This is a genomic window from Photobacterium minamisatsumaniensis (assembly GCF_050336695.1).
GTDB classification, from domain to species: domain Bacteria; phylum Pseudomonadota; class Gammaproteobacteria; order Enterobacterales; family Vibrionaceae; genus Photobacterium; species Photobacterium minamisatsumaniensis.
Genome location: NZ_JAKJSI010000046.1, coordinates 13874 through 32611, shown reverse-complemented (window position 1 = coordinate 32611; position 18738 = coordinate 13874). Strand labels below are relative to the sequence as shown.

16 protein-coding genes are annotated in these 18738 nt (G+C 43.4%); 9 read left to right on the top strand and 7 right to left on the bottom strand.

What is annotated here, in order from left to right; translation table 11 throughout:
• Positions 1 to 136 precede the first annotated feature (136 nt).
• From L4D78_RS22520 to hpaH, 7 genes are all read right to left on the bottom strand, one after another.
• On the bottom strand, positions 137 to 1600 hold the full coding sequence (locus L4D78_RS22520) for an NAD-dependent succinate-semialdehyde dehydrogenase (RefSeq protein WP_428469000.1): 1464 nt from the start codon (positions 1598 to 1600) through the stop codon (positions 137 to 139).
• A gap of 128 nt (positions 1601 to 1728) precedes the next feature.
• The gene (gene hpaD, locus L4D78_RS22515; protein ID WP_428468999.1) at positions 1729 to 2574 is read right to left on the bottom strand and encodes a 3,4-dihydroxyphenylacetate 2,3-dioxygenase; all 846 of its coding nucleotides are present in this window, start codon (positions 2572 to 2574) and stop codon (positions 1729 to 1731) included.
• Between the two features lie 32 nt (positions 2575 to 2606).
• Entirely contained in the window at positions 2607 to 3377 is a 771-nt protein-coding gene (locus tag L4D78_RS22510; RefSeq protein ID WP_428468998.1) for a fumarylacetoacetate hydrolase family protein, read from the bottom strand.
• A 246-nt stretch (positions 3378 to 3623) separates the two neighbouring features.
• Positions 3624 to 5309 carry a chitinase gene (locus L4D78_RS22505; protein WP_428468997.1) on the bottom strand — a complete coding sequence of 562 codons (1686 nt, stop codon included), beginning with the start codon at positions 5307 to 5309 and terminating at the stop codon, positions 3624 to 3626.
• A gap of 495 nt (positions 5310 to 5804) precedes the next feature.
• On the bottom strand, positions 5805 to 6227 hold the full coding sequence (gene hpaR, locus L4D78_RS22500; protein ID WP_428468996.1) for a homoprotocatechuate degradation operon regulator HpaR: 423 nt from the start codon (positions 6225 to 6227) through the stop codon (positions 5805 to 5807).
• A gap of 307 nt (positions 6228 to 6534) precedes the next feature.
• Entirely contained in the window at positions 6535 to 7350 is an 816-nt protein-coding gene (hpaI, locus tag L4D78_RS22495; RefSeq protein WP_428468995.1) for a 4-hydroxy-2-oxoheptanedioate aldolase, read from the bottom strand.
• 24 nt (positions 7351 to 7374) lie between these two features.
• Positions 7375 to 8178 carry a 2-oxo-hept-4-ene-1,7-dioate hydratase gene (gene hpaH, locus L4D78_RS22490; RefSeq protein ID WP_428468994.1) on the bottom strand — a complete coding sequence of 268 codons (804 nt, stop codon included), beginning with the start codon at positions 8176 to 8178 and terminating at the stop codon, positions 7375 to 7377.
• A gap of 300 nt (positions 8179 to 8478) precedes the next feature.
• On the opposite strand from hpaH, the gene L4D78_RS22485 reads away from it, so the two are divergent.
• The 9 genes from L4D78_RS22485 (at position 8479) to phnD (ending at position 18705) form a co-directional block, all read left to right on the top strand.
• Positions 8479 to 9246 carry a fumarylacetoacetate hydrolase family protein gene (locus tag L4D78_RS22485; RefSeq protein ID WP_428468993.1) on the top strand — a complete coding sequence of 256 codons (768 nt, stop codon included), beginning with the start codon at positions 8479 to 8481 and terminating at the stop codon, positions 9244 to 9246.
• Between the two features lie 41 nt (positions 9247 to 9287).
• A complete protein-coding gene (gene hpaE / locus L4D78_RS22480; protein ID WP_428468992.1) occupies positions 9288 to 10748 on the top strand; it encodes a 5-carboxymethyl-2-hydroxymuconate semialdehyde dehydrogenase in 1461 nt (486 codons plus the stop codon).
• 172 nt (positions 10749 to 10920) lie between these two features.
• Positions 10921 to 11946: a TRAP transporter substrate-binding protein gene (locus tag L4D78_RS22475; protein WP_428468991.1), complete on the top strand. Its 1026-nt coding sequence runs from the start codon at positions 10921 to 10923 to the stop codon at positions 11944 to 11946.
• 2 nt (positions 11947 to 11948) lie between these two features.
• Complete coding sequence (locus tag L4D78_RS22470; RefSeq protein ID WP_428468990.1) at positions 11949 to 12488, top strand: TRAP transporter small permease; 540 nt, start codon at positions 11949 to 11951, stop codon at positions 12486 to 12488.
• A gap of 3 nt (positions 12489 to 12491) precedes the next feature.
• The gene (locus L4D78_RS22465) at positions 12492 to 13820 is read left to right on the top strand and encodes a TRAP transporter large permease (protein ID WP_428459799.1); all 1329 of its coding nucleotides are present in this window, start codon (positions 12492 to 12494) and stop codon (positions 13818 to 13820) included.
• Between the two features lie 69 nt (positions 13821 to 13889).
• A complete protein-coding gene (locus tag L4D78_RS22460) occupies positions 13890 to 14279 on the top strand; it encodes a hypothetical protein (RefSeq protein ID WP_428468989.1) in 390 nt (129 codons plus the stop codon).
• A 137-nt stretch (positions 14280 to 14416) separates the two neighbouring features.
• The gene (locus tag L4D78_RS22455; protein ID WP_428468988.1) at positions 14417 to 16573 is read left to right on the top strand and encodes a heavy metal translocating P-type ATPase; all 2157 of its coding nucleotides are present in this window, start codon (positions 14417 to 14419) and stop codon (positions 16571 to 16573) included.
• A gap of 303 nt (positions 16574 to 16876) precedes the next feature.
• Positions 16877 to 17686, top strand: coding sequence for a phosphonate ABC transporter ATP-binding protein (gene phnC, locus L4D78_RS22450; protein WP_428468987.1), 810 nt, complete (start codon positions 16877 to 16879; stop codon positions 17684 to 17686).
• A gap of 26 nt (positions 17687 to 17712) precedes the next feature.
• Positions 17713 to 18705: a phosphonate ABC transporter substrate-binding protein gene (phnD, locus tag L4D78_RS22445; protein ID WP_428468986.1), complete on the top strand. Its 993-nt coding sequence runs from the start codon at positions 17713 to 17715 to the stop codon at positions 18703 to 18705.
• Positions 18706 to 18738 lie beyond the last annotated feature (33 nt).

Sequence of the window (18738 nt, the reverse complement as noted above, 5' to 3'; positions counted from 1 at the left end):
TTCTGGATGAATTTGCATGTTGAAAAACATAATGGTAACCCGATAGATAACCGTTTATCGACAGTATTGTGATGTTTGAATTGAAAACAGCCTGATCGAACTTCACCAGGCTGCTTAAATAGCCGTTATCGTAATATTAAAGTGGGGGCGAGTAGTCGATCCCCCCAAACAACGAATATTTAATCTCTAAATAATCCTCAATTCCGTATTTCGAGCCTTCACGGCCAAGGCCTGATTCTTTCACTCCACCAAATGGAATAGATTCGGTGGAAATGCTGCCGTCGTTAATGCCCACCATACCGACTTCTAGCGCTTCAGATACACGCCATATTCGGCTGTAATCACGTGAATAGAAATAACCGGCTAACCCAGTATTGGTCTCGTTCGCGCGGATTAAAACGTCTTCTTCGTTGCTGAATCTAAAGCAAGCAGCAACAGGGCCAAAGGTTTCCTCAACAGCAATCAGCATACTTTCAGTGGCATCACTTAATACTGTAGGCTCATAAAAATTAAGGCCAAGCGGGTGGGGCTTCCCCCCCGTTAGCACTGTTGCACCTTTGCTTATGGCGTCAGTAACGTGTTGGTGTGACTTTGCCAGCGACTGTTCATTAATCAGCGGACCAAGTTTACTACTTTCATCAAGTCCATTGCCGACACTCAACTGGCTGACTGCGTTGGCCAGTTTACGGGTGAATTCATCGTAGACATCGTTATGGATATAAAAGCGGTTAACGGAAATACAGGTTTGCCCTGTATTGCGGAACTTACTGTTTATGGCACCTTTAACGGCTTGGTCGATGTCAGCGTCTTCAAATACAATAAAAGGTGCGTTGCCGCCCAACTCTAAACTCAATTTTTTTAACGTATTGCTGGCTTGGCGTGCTAGGAGTTTGCCAACTGCAGTCGAGCCTGTAAATGATATCTTTCTTACTGAGTTTGATTCCATTAACGCGCGGCCAATTTCTGGCGCATCACCTGATACGATATTGAGTACACCTGCTGGAATACCGGCTTTTTCCGCTAACACGGCAAGGGCATTAGCAGAGAGTGGGGTTTCTTCTGATGGCTTTAGTACCACGGTACAACCTGCAGCTATGGCAGGTCCCGCTTTACGAGTGATCATGGCCAATGGGAAGTTCCAAGGGGTAATGGCACCGACGACACCAATGGGCTCTTTGGTTACCATAACTCGGGCATTGGGTTTAAAGCTGGGGATAATATCGCCATAGGCCCGCTTTGCTTCTTCGGCAAACCATTCAAGAAAACTGGCGGCGTATTCGACCTCGATGCGGGCTTCGGCGATGGGTTTACCTTGCTCTTGAGTCAGCAGTTCAGCTAGAGCTTCTTTGTGCGTAAGCATAAGCTCGCCCCAACGCTGAACAATGGTAGCGCGTTCTTTGGCTGTATGTTTCTTCCATGTTTTAAAGGCTATTTCGGCTGATTCAATAGCATCAACTGTTTGGTTAAACCCTGCACTATGGACAAATGCGATAGTTTGGCGGCTAGCTGGGTTGAGTACGCGATATTGTTTTTCTGATTCAAGCCATTTTCCATTTATAAAAAGGCCAGATTGTTTTAATTCAGGTGATCTGATTTCCATATTTGATACCTTTGAATTTGAAGCTGTATGTTTTCATACTGACGAAGAAGAAGGCTACCCTGAGAAAAGGGCAGCCAGCTCATTATTGTGGTGAGTTCGGTTTAGGTGATCTAAGCGAAGAAGAAGTGCTAGAGGCTAAATAGTAGGTTGCACTGGCCAGTACCGGAACTCGGGAAATACGGTGTAAGTACCTGCGCTTTACCTTGATAGTTTCGCCCGCCTAATACGCCAAGTAGCATTGCGGTATCATGCATGCCGCCTTCGCCACTACAATATTTAGCGTACTCTGGCATCATATCGAGAGCGGTTTTAATATCACCTTCTTCAAGTAACTTCAGAAAGGCAAGATCTGCTTGGCGGTTGAACTCACTGGAGATAGTGAACATGCCATCAGCCACTTGACGGTTATTCCAAATCTGATGTGATAAAGAGCCAGATGCAATAACGGCTACTTTGCCATCATAGTTATCAATTGCCTCTTTCACGGCTTCGCCAAGCAGCATAGAGTCTTCTAGGTTATGGACACTGCACCAAGCGGCGATAGAAACCACCTTGAATTTCCTTTCACTGTTCATATATCGCATGGGTACTAATGTGCCGTATTCTAACGTTAACGACTCCACTTCATGTGACATAGAGTTTAAGCCTTTACTTTGACCTATTTCTGCAATGGCGTGGGCTAATTCACTATTCCCTTCATATTCATACTCAAGATTTTGAATAAAGTGGGGGAATTCATGACTGGTATATATCCCCTGGTGGTGGCTATTTGCATTAATATGGTAGCCTGCGTTCACCAACCAGTGAGTATCAAATACAATCAAGGTGTCGACGCCAAGTGCTTCCGCCATTTGGCTGATTTCGTGATGACCAGCAATGGCGGCATCTCGGCAACCGTGATGAGGTCCTGGACGCTCTGAGATCAGCATTGAAGGGACATGTGTTACTTTGGCTGCTAGGGCAAGAGTTCCCATAATAATTTACCTTCCTTAGTTGTTATAGTTGATTAGCAAGCTTCTTTTTCAGCAAAATATTCAGACTCAGAGACAAGCCAAGTACGCAGTTTGCCGACTTGTTCTACTTCAACAATAATCTCGTCGCCAGCTTTAACATCTGAAAGTCCTTTTGGTGTGCCTGTTGCGATCATATCGCCTGGTTGCAGTGTCATAAAGTCACTCATATAAGCAACCAGCTCTGGCACATTGAAGATTAAATCTTTAGTGTTCCCTTCTTGGCGGAGTTCGCCATTTACCCATGTTTTTACCGCGAGGTTATGTGGGTCTTTAATATCATCGCGGTCAACAACCCAAGGACCAAGCGGGCCAAAGCTGTTAACACTTTTCACTTTTACAGGTGGACGAGAGAAATTTTCTAGGTAGTCACGAACGGTTAATTCATTACAAACGGTATAGCCGCCGACATAGTCCATTGCATCCTCAACGCTGACTTTACTGGCTGTTTTACCGATAACAATAACAAGCTCAGACTCATAATGCATATAGTTAACATTATCTGGACGATATGCTTTTTCATTATGTGCATTAACGCTTGTTGGCGATTTAATGAAGATAATCGGGCTTTCTGGTTTATCGAAGTCTAGCTCGGCTGCATGATCGGCATAATTAAGGGCAAGACCGGCTAATACGCCATGTTCAGGGGCAAGCCAACGCACCTCGTTTTCTTGGTAAATACGGCCATCCTTGGTGGTAACAGAATAATCATCACCGCATGTCACTTGTTCTATCACACCATCAATTTCTACGCGTCCATGTTTCATAATGGGTACTCTTTATAGTCTTTATGTAGTTAATGTATTAAGTAGTTTTAATTTAGTTAATATATTAACTAACGTCAATGGGTTTGATGCTTATTTGTTGGTTTTTTGTTGTAAAATATTGGCTGGTTAGTGTTGGAGTCTGGATGGGTACTATGAAAGGTTTGCTAGGGAGGCGCTTGAAATCGATGTTGAAATGTTGGTTTATACGTATAAAAACAGCCCCAGTCACAGACTGGGGCTAACTTCTTATTGGCAAGTAACTTCGTTCCAGAACCAATTTGATGACGTTGGGGTTTCCCATACGCCAGGACTATTTTGGGCAATGAAACACTTACCACCATTGGTGACTTTATCGCCATTTGCAACTTGTGTTTGGCCTGCGACCCACTGGGTCACATTACCGACTGGCGGTTCAGTGACAGGAGGCTCAGTGACTGGTGGTTCAGGTTCAACGGGAGGTTCGGTGACAGGGGGATCCGGCTGAATAGGGTCACCTGCAATCGTTGCCCAAGGGCCACCTTTTGAAGGATCATTACCTTGTGTCCACCAACTTGCGACGTAATCAACGTTCAGGTGAGTGACTTTATCTCCCGCAACATAAACAGCTCCAGCCTCCCATGCAGGGTAGGCTCCGCCACCTGGTGGTGGGACGGGATCGGTTGGGTCAAGGTTATCTACTGCGCGAACCGTAGGCCAATTGGCATGAGATCCATAGAGGTTAGTCACACACTTTTCGTAATCACCGGGGACAAGTGCAGAATACGCGGTTTGATAGCCGACTAGTTTACATTCAAATGATACGCCACCTGGACGGTCTGCATGGTAGCTCCAATCACCATCCCAGTTAGTGAATAAGACATCTGTCGCACCAGACAGATTTAAACTGCCATAAGGTAATTGTTGCCAACAAGTATCTTTTTCATCAGATTCAATAGGAATTTGATAAAAGTTAGAGAGGCCTTGCCAGTAACGAATTCGGTTAACAGGTTGGCCCTTATCGGCATTCTGCGCGCCACATTCAATACCACCATTAATGATATTAATTGTTGTTCCGAAGCCATACCCAATACCGGCGTCCTTTTCAAGCTGTGACGGTACCCATGTGCGGTCTATAACGTGCAACATTGCTGGTTTTGGTGCTTGTGGGGTAAGAAAGAACCACACCGCAGATGCTAGGTTTAGCCATGAATCTGCTACAAGGCCAGGATTATTCAATAAAACAGTGGCGTCACCATCAAACATAACTTCTGAAAACGCGCCGTAATTAAAGTGATAGGACAGCTGTTTGGCGCCTCGGCCAAAATAACCTTGCCCTGGAGAGCATGGCCAGCGTTGGTTTTGCCAGTCATTTTGGCCACATCCCGTTGTGTACCCAGGTTGACCTTCAGACCATCCCATCTCACGAACATGGACAAGTGCTTGTTGCCATTCCTCAAGCCCTAGCGGGTTATCCCACGTATTATCAACCGCAATGTGGCCACCGGTTTCTTGCGCAAAGTGCGCAAAGGCTGTAACGATAGAGCGTTTACAAATCGCATCTGCATCACGGCCGTCATTGTATTCACCACAGAATGCAGGGAACTTACCAATAGCCTGTAAAAAGCGGGTGTAGGTGTATTCTGGTGCTGCCATTTGAGTGAGATAGTTCCACTCAGTTTCTGGGAATACACGTTCTGCACGAGCAACGTTTAAAGGGTTAGATGCAAGGCCTGGCCGAATTGCATCTACAATGGTGTTTGGCGCAGTACTTAATGCGTTGGCCCAAATACCATACATAGGATCAGTGGTTTTAGCGCTCTCTGCTGCGGTAATATCAGCACGAGCAACAAGATACCCCCCTGGATTTTCAGGATCAGGTTGGATATTCATCGCTAGGCTGCTAGTCGCCAAACAAAGACCAATCGATGTCGTTATGAATGTTGTCTTTAACATGGTTTTATTCCATTGATAAACATACTGGTATTCTTGAACTACTACCGATCGTTGCCTTGTCAATGTTCATTTATTTAATGTATTAAATGAGAGCGATTTAGCAGATTCGCGATCAATTCAAGTCAGACTTAATATACAACCTAAGCAAAAGTCATGATTGGTACTCGTTATGGCGGTTTATCCTGATATCTTGTGATTTTCTGGATGTAACTCTTGTATGTTAGTTATTTCTGTCATTATTTGAATTAATTTGCTGAATATTGCTTTGTTGCAACTTGTTTTTTGACGCAATTTTTTATTTGTTCTAATGTTATATTTGCGAGGCATTTTGTTTATAAATTGGAATTGTTGCTTAGGTATTTCAGTTTTTTTTGAAACGTGGCTTGGCGAGGGATTGGCTTTATTCAGTGTGCATAGTGAATGTGTTTATTTGTAGTTATTACCCGCACTGACAGCAAGGCGGGCAATAACAGGTAGTTGCAGGGTAGTTTAGGGCTACTTACTGTTCATGTTGATCTCGTGAAGTAACTCCGACAGCTTATCAATCAGTTCAGGCGAGTAGTGTTCGCACAACTCTTGATAACGAGCATCAACTTTTGGGGTAAGCTCATTGACAAACTTTCTTGATTTTGGCGTAAGGCAAATAAGTGTTCGACGTTGGTCTTGTTCCGATTTCTGCCTTGCAATATGACCGCTAGATTCTAAACGAGAGAGAATACCCGTTAGGCTTGGTGCGAGAATACAGCACTGTTCGCTGATTTGCTTTGGCTCTAAGTAGCGGTGTTCGTTAAGTAATCGAAGAATCCGCCATTGGTGCTCGGTAATGTCATGCTCTTGAAGCATCGGGCGAAAAAAGTTCATTACATTATCACGCGCTCTAAGCAGCTGTAGCGGAAGAGAGTCTTCAAACTTTCTCATCGGTAGAATTAGCTCCACTCTTTTTTGTAATTTAACCACAGAGAATACCTGATTTGATATGAGTTCAATAGATTTAAATGATTATTCTTACCTAATAGCGATCAGTAATAACGTAAATAGTTTTAAGGCCACCTTAAGGTGCTTGGTTATTGATTTATCAGTAAATAAACATGACATAGTTTTTCCTGACCAAAATGTGTAACGAAAGCGGCATTACTGTTGCCGCATACGTTTTAGTCGTATTAAAAGTAAAGGGTGCGTATATTTAAAATTGGCAGCGAATATTAAATAAATTGATCCTTTATGTTTAATATACAGAAGGTTGTTCTAATTCTTTGGCGCTATTATCGCTTGTTTGTGGTTTAAACTGCTTAACTAATTGTTCTGCTCCACGGGCGAGTAGAGTTGTATCAACACCTACAGCGACAAAGCTAGCACCAAGTTCGAGGTAGCGGTGTGCAAGGGGCTGGCTCGCACTTAGGATCCCGGCTGCTTTACCTGCTTCAGATATCTTTATGATGGAGTTTTCGATAATAGCTTGTACTTCAGGGTGTCCTGGATTGCCAAGGTGACCGAGTGCTGCTGATAAATCTGCCGGACCAATAAAAATACCATCAACACCGTCAACAGCTAAAATTTCATCAAGATTATCCAGTCCTTCTTTGGTTTCAATTTGCAGTAAAACACAGATTTCGTCGTCAGCAGTATGCAGATAATTACTATCTCTATTCCAGCGCGAGGCACGAGCTAGCGCGCTACCCACACCACGAATGCCATTCGGTGGATAGCGAGTGGCTGAAACCATTAGTTTGGCTTCTTCCGAGGTTTCTATCATCGGGATCAATATGGTACGTGCGCCAATATCAAGAATTTGTTTTACCAGCACGATATCTTTCCATACCGGACGAATAACAGCTTCTGATGGGTAAGGTGCAATGGCTTGAAGCTGGCCTAGCATACTGTTGATGTCATTTGGGGCATGTTCGCCATCAATTAAAAGCCAGTCATAGCCTGCACCTGCGAGTAGCTCTGCACTATAACTATTAGCAAGACCTAGCCACATACCTATTTGAGGTTCTTGCTTTGCTAATGCTTGTTTAAATGTATTTGGTGGTAATTGCATGTTCTTTTCCCAGAGATATTGAAATTAAACAAATTGACAAGTAATTGAACCCATCGGGCCATAGTCAACAGAAAATGTATCTCCAGCACGAGCCGGTACTGGGCGGGTGAAAGAGCCTGCAAGAATGATTTGTCCTGGCTCTAACGTTACGTCGAAGGGGGCAAGTTTATTGGCTAACCATGCAATACCATTTGCTGGGTTGTTTAACACAGCGGCAGCAACCCCCGATTCCTCTATAACGCCATTGCGATAGAGAAGGGCTGATACCCAGCGTAAATCGACCTCTGTTGGTTTAATGACACGGCCGCCAAGAATTAAGCCTGCATTGGCTGCATTGTCAGAAATAGTGTCGAACACTTTACGCGGTCGACCGCTTTCAGGATCGATGGATTGACTCCGGGCATCGATAATTTCAATCGCAGGGGTAATGTAATCGGTGGCATTTAATACATCGAAAATGGTTACGTTTGGTCCTTTCAGTGGTTTTTTCAAAATGAAAGCCAGTTCAACTTCAACCCTTGGCACAATGAAGCGATCTGTTGGAATTTTCGCGCCATCTTCAAACAACATATCGTCAAGTAGCGTGCCGTAATCCGGTTCGTCGATTTGTGAAGAGTACTGCATGGCTTTTGATGTTAGGCCTATTTTATGCCCAATCACGTTTCTTCCTTCAGCAATCTTTTTTTCGACCCAGCACTTTTGAATCCTATAGGCATCATCAATGGTGATTGTCGGATGGCTTAAAGAAAGTTGCTTGATTTGCTCTCTATGTTGCTCGGCATTATGCAATTGATTTGCCGCTTGCTGAATGACTTCTTCGGTTAACATTGAGTCCTCTCTATCCCTGAGCTAATTAGTTAATACATTAACTATGTTGTTTGAAGGTCTAGTTGTCAAGCGTTTGTGTAGCTATGTTTTTATCAGAATTATCTCTAAATTTATCTTTTGATTAACAATTTAATTTAATTTTAGTCCTTGTATTCACAGTGGATGGTGAAAAAATCAAATTCAAAGGTTGACGATATGTAAAATTGTGGGTAACAATAGTTAACATATTAATTAATACATTAACTATCCACTCTGGATGATGACGAATATCCTAGAATGGAAAGGCAGCATTGAGGGAATATGATGAAAAAAGCACATGTTGAATATCAAGGTCAAAGAAAAACAATATTAAGTAAAGATGGCATCAATTGGGTTGATGAGGCAGGTGCGGCGATTGATGTTCAGCGAGTGTCTTGGCTTCCGCCCGCACAGGGAAGCCTTGTAGGTTTGGCCGTTAATACAGCGCGTCATGCCGATGAGGTTGAGATGGAACTGCCAGAAAATCCTGTGCTGTATTACAAGTTACCCAATACATTGATTGGTCATAAAGATGTTATTCAACGTCCAGACCAAATTAAGTGGCTGACGCCACAAGCTGAATTGGTCGTCGTTATCGGTAAGCCAGCCTATCGTGTGACTAAAGCTGATGCGCTAGGCCATGTTGAAGGCTACACAATACTTAATGGCGTAACAGCCCAAGATTACGTCAATAAGTATTACCGTCCACCGGTTAAAGCCAAAAGTTTTGATGGTACTGGACCAATTGGCCCGTGGATCGTGTCGGCAGATGAAGTGGGAAATCCCGATGAACTTGTTGTTACAACACGTATTAATGATGAGGTCATTTCAATAGGTAGCACTGCAGATTATAAACATAGCGTTGCGGATGCCATTACGTGGATCAGTAGTTTCATGACACTAAGAGCTGGCGACATGATTGCTATGGGGACGCCCTGTGCACTGGCTGAACTGAATGAGGGTGATTTGGTAGAAATTGAAATTGAAAAAGTCGGCAAGCTAGAGAATACCGTGGTAAACGAAAAGATGTTTTACCAGTTGAAAAAGTAAACGGAATTAGCGGTTGTAATATTCATAGAAGGTGATGGAACATGATTAAAAATTACATTAATGGCGAATGGGTTTCTAGCCCAACGACTTTTACCACGGTTAACCCTGCAACAGGTGAAGTGCTAGCAGACGTTGCGCAGGCAACGCCAGAGCAAGTTGCTCAAGCCTGCGAGGCGGCACGTGCAGCTTTTCCAGCTTGGGCAAATATGCCAACCAAAGAGCGAGCTAAAATCATTGACCGTATTGGTGACTTGATCGCTGAAAATGTAGAAGAGCTCTCTGCACTAGAAACGAAAGATACCGGTTTACCATTATTCCAAACGCGTAAAGCACTTGTCCCTCGTGCTGCTGATAATTTTTACTTTTTCAGTGAAACATCAAAGCAAATGAATGGCCATACCTATCCAGTTGATGACCAAATGCTTAACTACACGCTATATCAGCCAACAGGCGTTTGCGCACTAATTTCACCTTGGAACGTCCCGTTTATGACAGGGACATGGAAAACGGCACCTTGTTTAGCATTGGGCAATACAGCAGTAATGAAACAGTCTGAACTATCGCCACTGACGACTGATTTTCTTGCCCGCATCATGGAGCAAGCAGGTGTGCCTAAAGGCGTGTTTAACGTTGTTCACGGCTATGGTGCTGTAACGGGTGAAGCGCTTATTACTAATGAAGAAGTTAATGCGATTTCATTTACTGGCGGTACATCAACCGGCAAGCGCATTATTGAAAAAGCAGGCTTGAAGAAGTTTTCAATGGAGCTAGGTGGTAAGTCGCCAGTTATGATCTTCGATGATTGTGAATGGGAACGCGCCATGGATGCCGCCTTGTTTGGTATTTTTTCTATCAATGGTGAACGTTGTACTGCGGGCTCTCGTATTTTTGTTCAATCATCTATTTATGACAAGTTCTGTGAAGAGTTTGCACATCGCGCTAAAAATATCCGTTGTGGTGACCCGATGGATATGGATACCAAGGTAGGCTCGCTAATTTCACAGCAACACTTTGACAAAGTTACAGGCTATATCCGTACGGGTATTGAAGAAGGTGCAACATTGCTGGCTGGTGGCCCAGAAAAACCAGATTACCTACCCGAACACCTGAAAAATGGTCACTTTGTTGCCCCGACAGTTTTCCGAGACGTCACAAACGATATGCGTATCGCCCGTGAAGAAATTTTTGGTCCTGTTGCTGTGATTATTCCATTCAATGATGAAGCTGATGTTATTAACATGGCCAATGACAACGAATATGGTTTGGCTTCGTACCTTTGGACAAATAATAGTGCTCGTGTACATCGTATCTCACGTCAAATTGAAGCCGGCATGGTGTTTGTAAATAGTCAAAATGTACGCGATTTACGTACACCGTTTGGTGGTGTGAAAGGGTCGGGGACAGGCCGTGAAGGCGGCTTGTACAGTTTTGAAGTATTTACTGAACCTAAGAATATCTGCGTATCACTCGGTGAGCACCATATTCCAAAGTGGGGCGTATAGAACCGTAACCGATTAATCACCACTGATTAAAACTATTACCAAATAAATTCAGCATCTATTAAAACCAAAGACTGGACCGACAGCTGAGCAGAATGCGTAGTCGCTGAGCTGTTGGGAATAACATAACAAGAAGTATCTGTACCTTACATTTAATTAATAACAAGAGGTCAATATGAAACGGATTTTATTAGCATTTTTCATGACGTTGTCAGCAATTTGTGTCTCTCTTTCTGCATCTGCCGCAACAACGCTACGTGTTGCAACATGGTTACCTCCAACACACCCAATGAACGCAGAAGCCCTGCCAACATGGGCTAAGTGGGTTGAAGAAGCAACCGAGGGTCGAGTTGTCGTTAAGCTGGAATATGATTTGGGCCACCCTAAAAGCTACTTCGACTTAGTGGAAGACGGTGTGGTTGATGCTGGCTGGTCATTACATGGGTATGTGCCTGGGCGCTTTGTAAGTACAGAATTAGCAGAGCAGCCAGCCATTAATGCAGATGCTGAAGCAAGCTCGGTTGCTTACTGGCGAGTGAATGAAAAATACCTTGCAGAAGCTGAAGAGCATGATGGGCTAGAGCTGCTAGCACTCTTTACCAATGGCCCAAGCGTGTTGCATTTGCGCGAGTCGGTTAACACCATTGACGATTTGAAAGGGCTAAAAATTCGGGCGCCAGGTGGTATCGCAGCCGCTGTGGGTGAAGAATTGAACGTTACCAATGTAAATGCACCGGCACCTAAAATTTATGAAATGTTGCAGCAAGGCGTAGTTGATGGCGTATTCATTGCGTTACTTGATCAGAAAGCCCTACGTTTGAATGAAGTCACAACACAAGTTATCGATTACCCCGGTGGTTTATTTCGCGGTAGTTTCTCGGTATTTATGAATGAAGACTTCATGTATGAAATCAGTAAAAAAGACCGCGATGCCATTGCATCAGTCTCTGGTGAAAAATTGTCAGCCATGATTGGTAGGGTGTGGAGTAAGGCCGATAGTGTCGGCTTGGCTGCGGCAGAAGAACGAAATGTTGATTATGTCAAACTGACAGCTGATAGCATCATGGCAAAAGATATTTCATCTCGTATTGCTGGTGTAAGTGATGAGTGGGTCGAACGTGCTGATGATAAAGGCTTTGATGCAAAAGCGGCATTGACCGAATACCGTCAAATTGCAGAATCTTACCAGAGCGAGTTGTAATTATGACGTTCTCTGAATGGTTAAATCAAAATTATGATGAGCCGGGGCCACTCCGCATTGTTTCGTTTCTGCTTGAGTGCCTAGCGGGTACAGCGTTAATGATGCTCATGCTAGTAACCTGTTTTGATGTTATCGGTCGTTACTTTTTCGATAGCCCCATTCAGGGAGCAAGTGAAATTACAGAGATTGGTATCGCATTAGTGGTGTTTTCACAGATGCCGAAAATAACCTGGAGTGGCGGTCATGTTGTTGTCGATATTCTTGACCGCTTCATGAAGCCTGTGGTTATTCGCCTACTAGGCACATTTTCAGCCATTATTATCAGCGCTTCATTTTATTTCTTAGCGGTACGTATCTGGGAACTTGCTGCTCGCTCAATTAAACGAAATGAAACCACAGAATATTTAGGTTTCTCAGTTGGAATCATTGTTCAGTACATTGCGATTATGAGCTGGGTAACTGCAGCCGGTGTATTGACTTGGGGCATTATCCGCTTGTGGACATCTAATCAAAAAGAACAAACACAAACGGTGGAGGGATAAAACATGGAAGTTGCACTCATTGGTTTTGCCATTATGCTGGTTTTTATCCTTGTTATGCGAATGCCAATAGCATTAGCGATGGGGGTAGTAGGGTTCTTTGGTTTTGCCTACCTGCAAGGACTTGATTTTTCGACGTTCAATGAGTTTCGTTGGAAAAGTGTATTAACCATGGCATCGAGACGGGTTATCGATACTGCGCAAGATTACAACTTGTCTGTCATCCCGCTGTTTATTTTAATGGGTAATTTGATTACACGTTCAGGGTTATCGCAAGAACTATATACTGCATCATATGCATTGCTGGGTCATCGGCGCGGTGGTTTGTCTATGGCAACCATTCTGGCTTGTGGCGGCTTCTCTGCCATATGTGGCTCAAGCTTAGCAACATCGGCTACGATGGCCAAAGTCGCGATGCCGCCCATGCGTAAATTTGGTTATTCTGATTCCCTTGCTGCCGCATCAATTGCGGCTGGTGGTACGCTGGGAATACTGATCCCGCCAAGTGTTATTTTGGTTTTATATGGCCTATTAACAGAAACGAGCATTCGAGAATTATTTGCAGCGGGGCTCATTCCGGGCTTGTTAGGTGTGTTGCTTTATTTGGCTGCTGTGCAATACGTAGTCTGGCGTAACCCAAGTGCAGGTCCTCGCGGTGAGTTAATGAGCTGGTCTGAGCGCTGGCAAGAAATTAAGAAAGTACGTGGCATTGTTGGTCTGTTTATTTTAGTGATGGGCGGCGTTTATGGTGGCATCTTTACACCAACTGAAGCGGCTGGAATTGGCGCTGGTGGTGCATTTGTTATCGCGATTTTACGTAAATCTTTAAACTGGCGTGTGCTATTTGACGTGTTGAGTGATTCGTCTAGAACAACCGGCATGTTATTTGGCGTGTTAATTGGGGCACTTATATTTTCAAACTTTATCAATCGTGCAGGTTTGCCTGACGACCTATTGAATCTTGTTTCGGCGTACGATGTTTCGCCGACGATGGTTATTCTAATGATCATTGCGGTGTACATTGTTTTGGGAATGGTATTTGAGTCCTTGTCGATGCTGATGTTGACGGTACCAGTATTCTTTCCTTTGGTAGCAAGCCTAGGCTTTGATCTAGTGTGGTTTGGTATTGTTGTCGTGATTGTCACTGAAATTAGTCTAATTACTCCGCCTGTCGGTATGAACGTCTTTGTATTGAAAGCAGTATTAAAGAATATTAGAACCAGTGAAATATTTCGTGGTGTAACACCGTTTTGGTGTGCTGATATTGTGCGTTTATTACTTGTTATGGTAATTGCTGAAATATCACTGTTCTTGCCACAATTGTTGTATTCATAATGCATCAGAAGGCATAGGGTTTAATGCCCGAAGTGATTTGCTAGGGAAAAGAAATTAGGAAGGAAAAGGATGCCACATTTTATTATTGATTATTCACCAAACCTTGAAAAGCATGTGAGTTTTGATGAACTGTTCCATTCGTTGCATGGGTTTATCGAGCAATCAGAGTTCTTTCCTATAACGGGCTGCCGTAGTCGAGCTACTGCGGTTAATCATTTTAGAGTGACAAATGGTAACCCGTTATATGCGTATATCCATGTTAATTTCCGGGTAGGTTCTGGTCGTACGCAAGAGCAGTTAAAGCATGCTGGCGACGATATATGCCAGCTGTTAGAAGCGTGGTTAGAGCCTATTAATCAAACTGGGGCGGTCATTTGTGCTCTGTCGTTTGAAATTAGTCAGATAGACCCCGTGTTAACATGGAAACATAATCCTATACGGCAACATATGAATAAATAGTGTGTGACTTTGGCTGGGATATCCCAGCCTTTTTTTTGCCAGCGATTTGGTGAATTTTAATTTTTTAATAATACACTCTTGACCTTGGAGTTAACTCAAGGGTTATGCTTGCTTTAGTTTTTTAAAGGAGTGAGCAAATGAGTGAATGTGCAAGCAAGTCGTGCTGTAGTTCTGCAGCCGTAACCAGATCGAATGCAGTTTCTATTAAAGGCAATAAGAGCTATCGCTATAGTGTTACAGGAATGGATTGTGCGGCGTGTGCTGCCAAAATAGAAAAAGCACTGCAATCAATGAAACCCGTTAGGCAAGTCCGAGTTACTTTTGCTACCGAGCGGCTCATTGCTATTTTAGATGAAGATGCCGATCCCGACCTGATAGAGCAAACGGTGAATCAACTTGGGTTTCGATTAAAAACGAATGACTCGGATGAAGAACTGCCGTTTTGGAAAAACTATACCACTTTTTCTCTCTTAGCTTCATTAATGACGATCGCCACCATACTAACGGCCATTGACTCGGGCTTTGGTGAAATAGGGTTCTATATTGCAACCGTGGTCGGTGTTGTTCCTTTTGCCTATAAATCTTTTATGCAAATGAAAAATGGCACATGGTTCGGCATAGAAACGCTAATGACTGTTGCAGCTATTGGTGCTTTGATCTTAGGTGAAACCGTTGAAGCTGGATTAGTGCTTCTATTATTTTCCATTGGCGAAATGTTGGAAGGGTTCGCGAGTCAAAAAGCAAAAGCCGGCATTAAAAGCTTAATGAACCTGACACCAGATACGGCATTAAAGGTCGAGAATGGCGAACGATTAGAAGTACAAGCAGATTTCCTGAATCCGGGCGATACCATTGAAGTGCTACCGGGGAGCCGACTTCCTGTTGATGGCATACTTGAGAGTCAGTTAGGCATTTTTGATGAAAGTGCGTTAACGGGTGAGTCTATTCCCATTACCAGAAACAAAGGAGAAAAAATCCTTGCTGGTAGTTTAGTTGAAGATCAGCCAGTAAGGTTAACCGTTGAGTCAGAAGCGGGTAATAATGCGATTGACCGAATAATCACCCTTATCGAAGAAGCTGAAGAACGTAGAGCACCAATCGCACGGATGGTTGATGCCTTTAGTGCTTGGTACACACCTTTGGTAATGGCACTTGCTGCTCTTGTAATGGTTATTCCACCAATGTTATTCGGTGCAGAGTGGATGCCTTGGGTATATAAAGCGTTGGCATTACTACTGATTGCATGCCCTTGTGCTTTGGTTGTTTCAATACCTGCGGCAGTCACATCGGCACTGACTTCAGCATCAAGGTTTGGTGCGTTAATTAAAGGTGGAGCATCGCTTGAGCAATTAAAAGATATCACTAAGCTCGCTTTTGATAAAACCGGCACTTTAACTGAAGGTAAGCCGAAAGTGACAGCGGTTTTACCCTATGGTGAAACACTGCCGACCCTGTTGAAGCTTGCTACATCTGTAGAGCAGGGCTCTAGCCACCCCTTGGCAAAAGCCATTATCGAGTATTCACAGGATAATGGGGTAGAGCGTGTAGAAGCGAATAACATTCAGGTCATTAATGGGCGAGGTGTTATTGGTGATGTTGAGGGTAGAAAGATACAAATCTTGGCCCCGCGTTATGTTGCTGAGGGTGTACTTTCAAATAGCGATTGTGAAAGTACGGTGCAAGAGCTCGAATCAAAAGGGAATACGGTCGTTGTTGTATTAGAAGATCAGAATGTCCTAGGGTTGATCGGGATCGCTGATACGCTAAGGGACGATGCGAAGCAAGCAATCGATGAATTAAAGAGAATGGGGATCTCGAGCGTCATGCTTACGGGAGATAATCGTCGAGCCGCTGCATCAATTGCGAATGAATTAGGGATTGATTATAAAGCTGAGCTTTTGCCTGAAGATAAGGTGACATCGATTATTCAGCTGCAAGATGAAACCCAGGGTGCGGTTGCAATGATCGGTGATGGTATTAATGATGCACCTGCGTTGAAAACAGCTGAATTGGGAATCGCGATGGGCCGTGGTAGCGATATTGCTCTGGAAACGGCAGATGCTGCGATTACGCATGAACAGCTGACAAAGCTGCCAATGATGATTCAGTTATCAAAAAATACTGCGTCTATCACTAGGCAAAATATTGTCATTGCACTGGGTATCAATACCTTTTTCCTTGCCACGACGCTTTTCGGCATCACAGGGTTAATGGGGGCAGTATTGTCTGATGCGGGTGGAACAATATTAGTAACGTTGAATTCATTAAGGTTAATGAAGTCAATGAATGGCTAAAATATTCTCCCTACCTATAACTAAGTGTGGTTAGTTATTTATAACTGAATACAAGAAGTCCCTCTTTAATAATTTGGAATAATTAGAGAGGGCTTAAACAATGAACCTTTTTTTAACCTCTTATCTAGACAAGTTCCCTCATTACATTTCATATCACGACTTATCTACTTTATAAACAATAAGGTAGACCACTCAACAAGTTGATTAGCTGTAATGTTAGTCATGATTCTGACATGTCTTATCAATAAAACAGTCATATAAAACCTGCACTGTGTATCTCGAATCAGACATGAGATGACGGACATGGATACCATCATAACAATACGTAATGTGAGTAAGACTTTCGGGTCTAAGCAAGCGCTGAAAGATATTAATCTTACGATAAATGATCGCTCGATGACTGCACTTTTAGGGCCTTCTGGCTCTGGAAAATCGACATTATTACGTCATTTAAGTGGTCTTATTATCGCGGATAAAACGACGGCTTCAGAGATAAAAGTATTAGGTGAGACTGTTCAAGGTCAGGGAAAAGCCAGTAAGCAGATCAGGCAATGCCGCGCCCAATCAGGTTACATATTTCAGCAATTTAACTTAGTTAATCGCTTGAGTGTGATGACCAATGTCCTCGTTGGAGCGCTAAGTACTACCCCAAAGTGGCGTACATTAACAGGTACTTATACGACCGAACAAAAAAAGCGGGCACTTCAAGCCTTGAAGCGGGTTGGTATGGAGCAGTTCGCCTACCAGCGAGTTTCTACTTTATCAGGTGGTCAGCAGCAACGTGTGGCTATCGCTAGGGCGCTGATGCAGGAAGCTAAGATCATATTCGCGGATGAGCCAATTGCTTCATTAGATCCTGAGTCGTCACGTATCGTGATGGAGCTGCTTGAAGACATCAATAAAAAAGAAGGCATTCCGGTAATTGTTACCTTGCACCAAGTCGAACATGCCTTGAAGTATTGCGAACAGATCATCGCACTACGCGATGGTGAGGTGTTTTATCAAGGTGCCTCGACTGATTTGAGTGAACAAAAATTGAATGCGCTCTATGCAGCGAAAAAGCCAGAAACAGACACTTTGCTACCCGTTACCGAATTGGCACCTTCATATTAATCTAACGGAATAATAGAGGAATAATCATGCTACGCACGATTAAAAACTTAGGCCGCTCGTTGGTGATTACAGCAAGCATTATGGCTCCGATGACGACATTTGCAGAAGCACTTGAAGAGATTAACTTTGGCATTATTACAACGGATGCTCAACAAAGTTTAAAGCAGCGCTGGGAGCCAATGTTGAATGATTTAAGCAAAGAACTTGGTATTCCAGTTAAAGCATATTTTGCCCCAGATTATGCAGGGATCATCCAAGGGATGCGCTTCAAAAAGGTTGATTTCGCTTACTTTGGTAATAAATCGGCAATGGAAGCTGTTGATCGGGCTAATGCAGAAATATTTGCTCGCTATATCGATATAGATGGCCTTGAAGGTTATTACAGTGTTCTACTCGTCAATAGCGAGAACGATAAGATCAATACACTGCAAGATGTTATTGATAATCGTAAGGATCTAACGTTTGGTAATGGTGAGCCAAACTCAACGTCAGGCTTCCTCGTTCCCAATTACTATGCGTTAGCTCAGAATCATATTTCAGCGCATGACTTCAAACGCACCATAGCGGCGGGCCATGCAGCAAATGCAGTTGCTGTAGCGAACAAGCGCGTGGATGTTGCGACGAATCACACGATGAATTTGATGCGTTTAGAAAGCAGCACACCTGATTTGTTTAATAAGCTGAAGGTGGTTTGGCAGTCAGCGTTGATACCTTCTGATGTAATGACATGGCGGAAAGATATATCTCCGGACTTAAAAGAGAAAACTCGCCAGTTTTTCTTGTCTTACGGTAAAGATAATAAAGACCAGTTAGAAAACCTTAAGCTACTTTCTTGGTCAGGCTTCTCCGCTGCAGATAATAACCAACTGCTGCCAATCCGCCAAATGGAAGCTTATAAATCATTGGTTGAAACCCAAGATAACCCGCGTTTAAGTGACAGCGAAAAAGCGAAACGTATTGCTAAATATGAAGCTGAACTAGCGGAACTTGAAAAAGAAATCCAAGCACTTGAAGGTTAATTAGGAATTTAAGCAGGGAGAGCCGTTTATAAC

Excerpts from the sequence above, each read along its gene's own strand:
- L4D78_RS22520 (WP_428469000.1), bottom strand. The coding sequence starts at position 1,600 with ATGGAAATCAGATCACCTGAATTAAAACAATCTGGCCTTTTTATAAAT.
- hpaD (WP_428468999.1), bottom strand. The coding sequence starts at position 2,574 with ATGGGAACTCTTGCCCTAGCAGCCAAAGTAACACATGTCCCTTCAATG.
- L4D78_RS22510 (WP_428468998.1), bottom strand. The coding sequence starts at position 3,377 with ATGAAACATGGACGCGTAGAAATTGATGGTGTGATAGAACAAGTGACA.
- L4D78_RS22505 (WP_428468997.1), bottom strand. The coding sequence starts at position 5,309 with ATGTTAAAGACAACATTCATAACGACATCGATTGGTCTTTGTTTGGCG.
- hpaR (WP_428468996.1), bottom strand. The coding sequence starts at position 6,227 with ATGAGAAAGTTTGAAGACTCTCTTCCGCTACAGCTGCTTAGAGCGCGT.
- hpaI (WP_428468995.1), bottom strand. The coding sequence starts at position 7,350 with ATGCAATTACCACCAAATACATTTAAACAAGCATTAGCAAAGCAAGAA.
- hpaH (WP_428468994.1), bottom strand. The coding sequence starts at position 8,178 with ATGTTAACCGAAGAAGTCATTCAGCAAGCGGCAAATCAATTGCATAAT.
- L4D78_RS22485 (WP_428468993.1), top strand. The coding sequence starts at position 8,479 with ATGATGAAAAAAGCACATGTTGAATATCAAGGTCAAAGAAAAACAATA.
- hpaE (WP_428468992.1), top strand. The coding sequence starts at position 9,288 with ATGATTAAAAATTACATTAATGGCGAATGGGTTTCTAGCCCAACGACT.
- L4D78_RS22475 (WP_428468991.1), top strand. The coding sequence starts at position 10,921 with ATGAAACGGATTTTATTAGCATTTTTCATGACGTTGTCAGCAATTTGT.
- L4D78_RS22470 (WP_428468990.1), top strand. The coding sequence starts at position 11,949 with ATGACGTTCTCTGAATGGTTAAATCAAAATTATGATGAGCCGGGGCCA.
- L4D78_RS22465 (WP_428459799.1), top strand. The coding sequence starts at position 12,492 with ATGGAAGTTGCACTCATTGGTTTTGCCATTATGCTGGTTTTTATCCTT.
- L4D78_RS22460 (WP_428468989.1), top strand. The coding sequence starts at position 13,890 with ATGCCACATTTTATTATTGATTATTCACCAAACCTTGAAAAGCATGTG.
- L4D78_RS22455 (WP_428468988.1), top strand. The coding sequence starts at position 14,417 with ATGAGTGAATGTGCAAGCAAGTCGTGCTGTAGTTCTGCAGCCGTAACC.
- phnC (WP_428468987.1), top strand. The coding sequence starts at position 16,877 with ATGGATACCATCATAACAATACGTAATGTGAGTAAGACTTTCGGGTCT.
- phnD (WP_428468986.1), top strand. The coding sequence starts at position 17,713 with ATGCTACGCACGATTAAAAACTTAGGCCGCTCGTTGGTGATTACAGCA.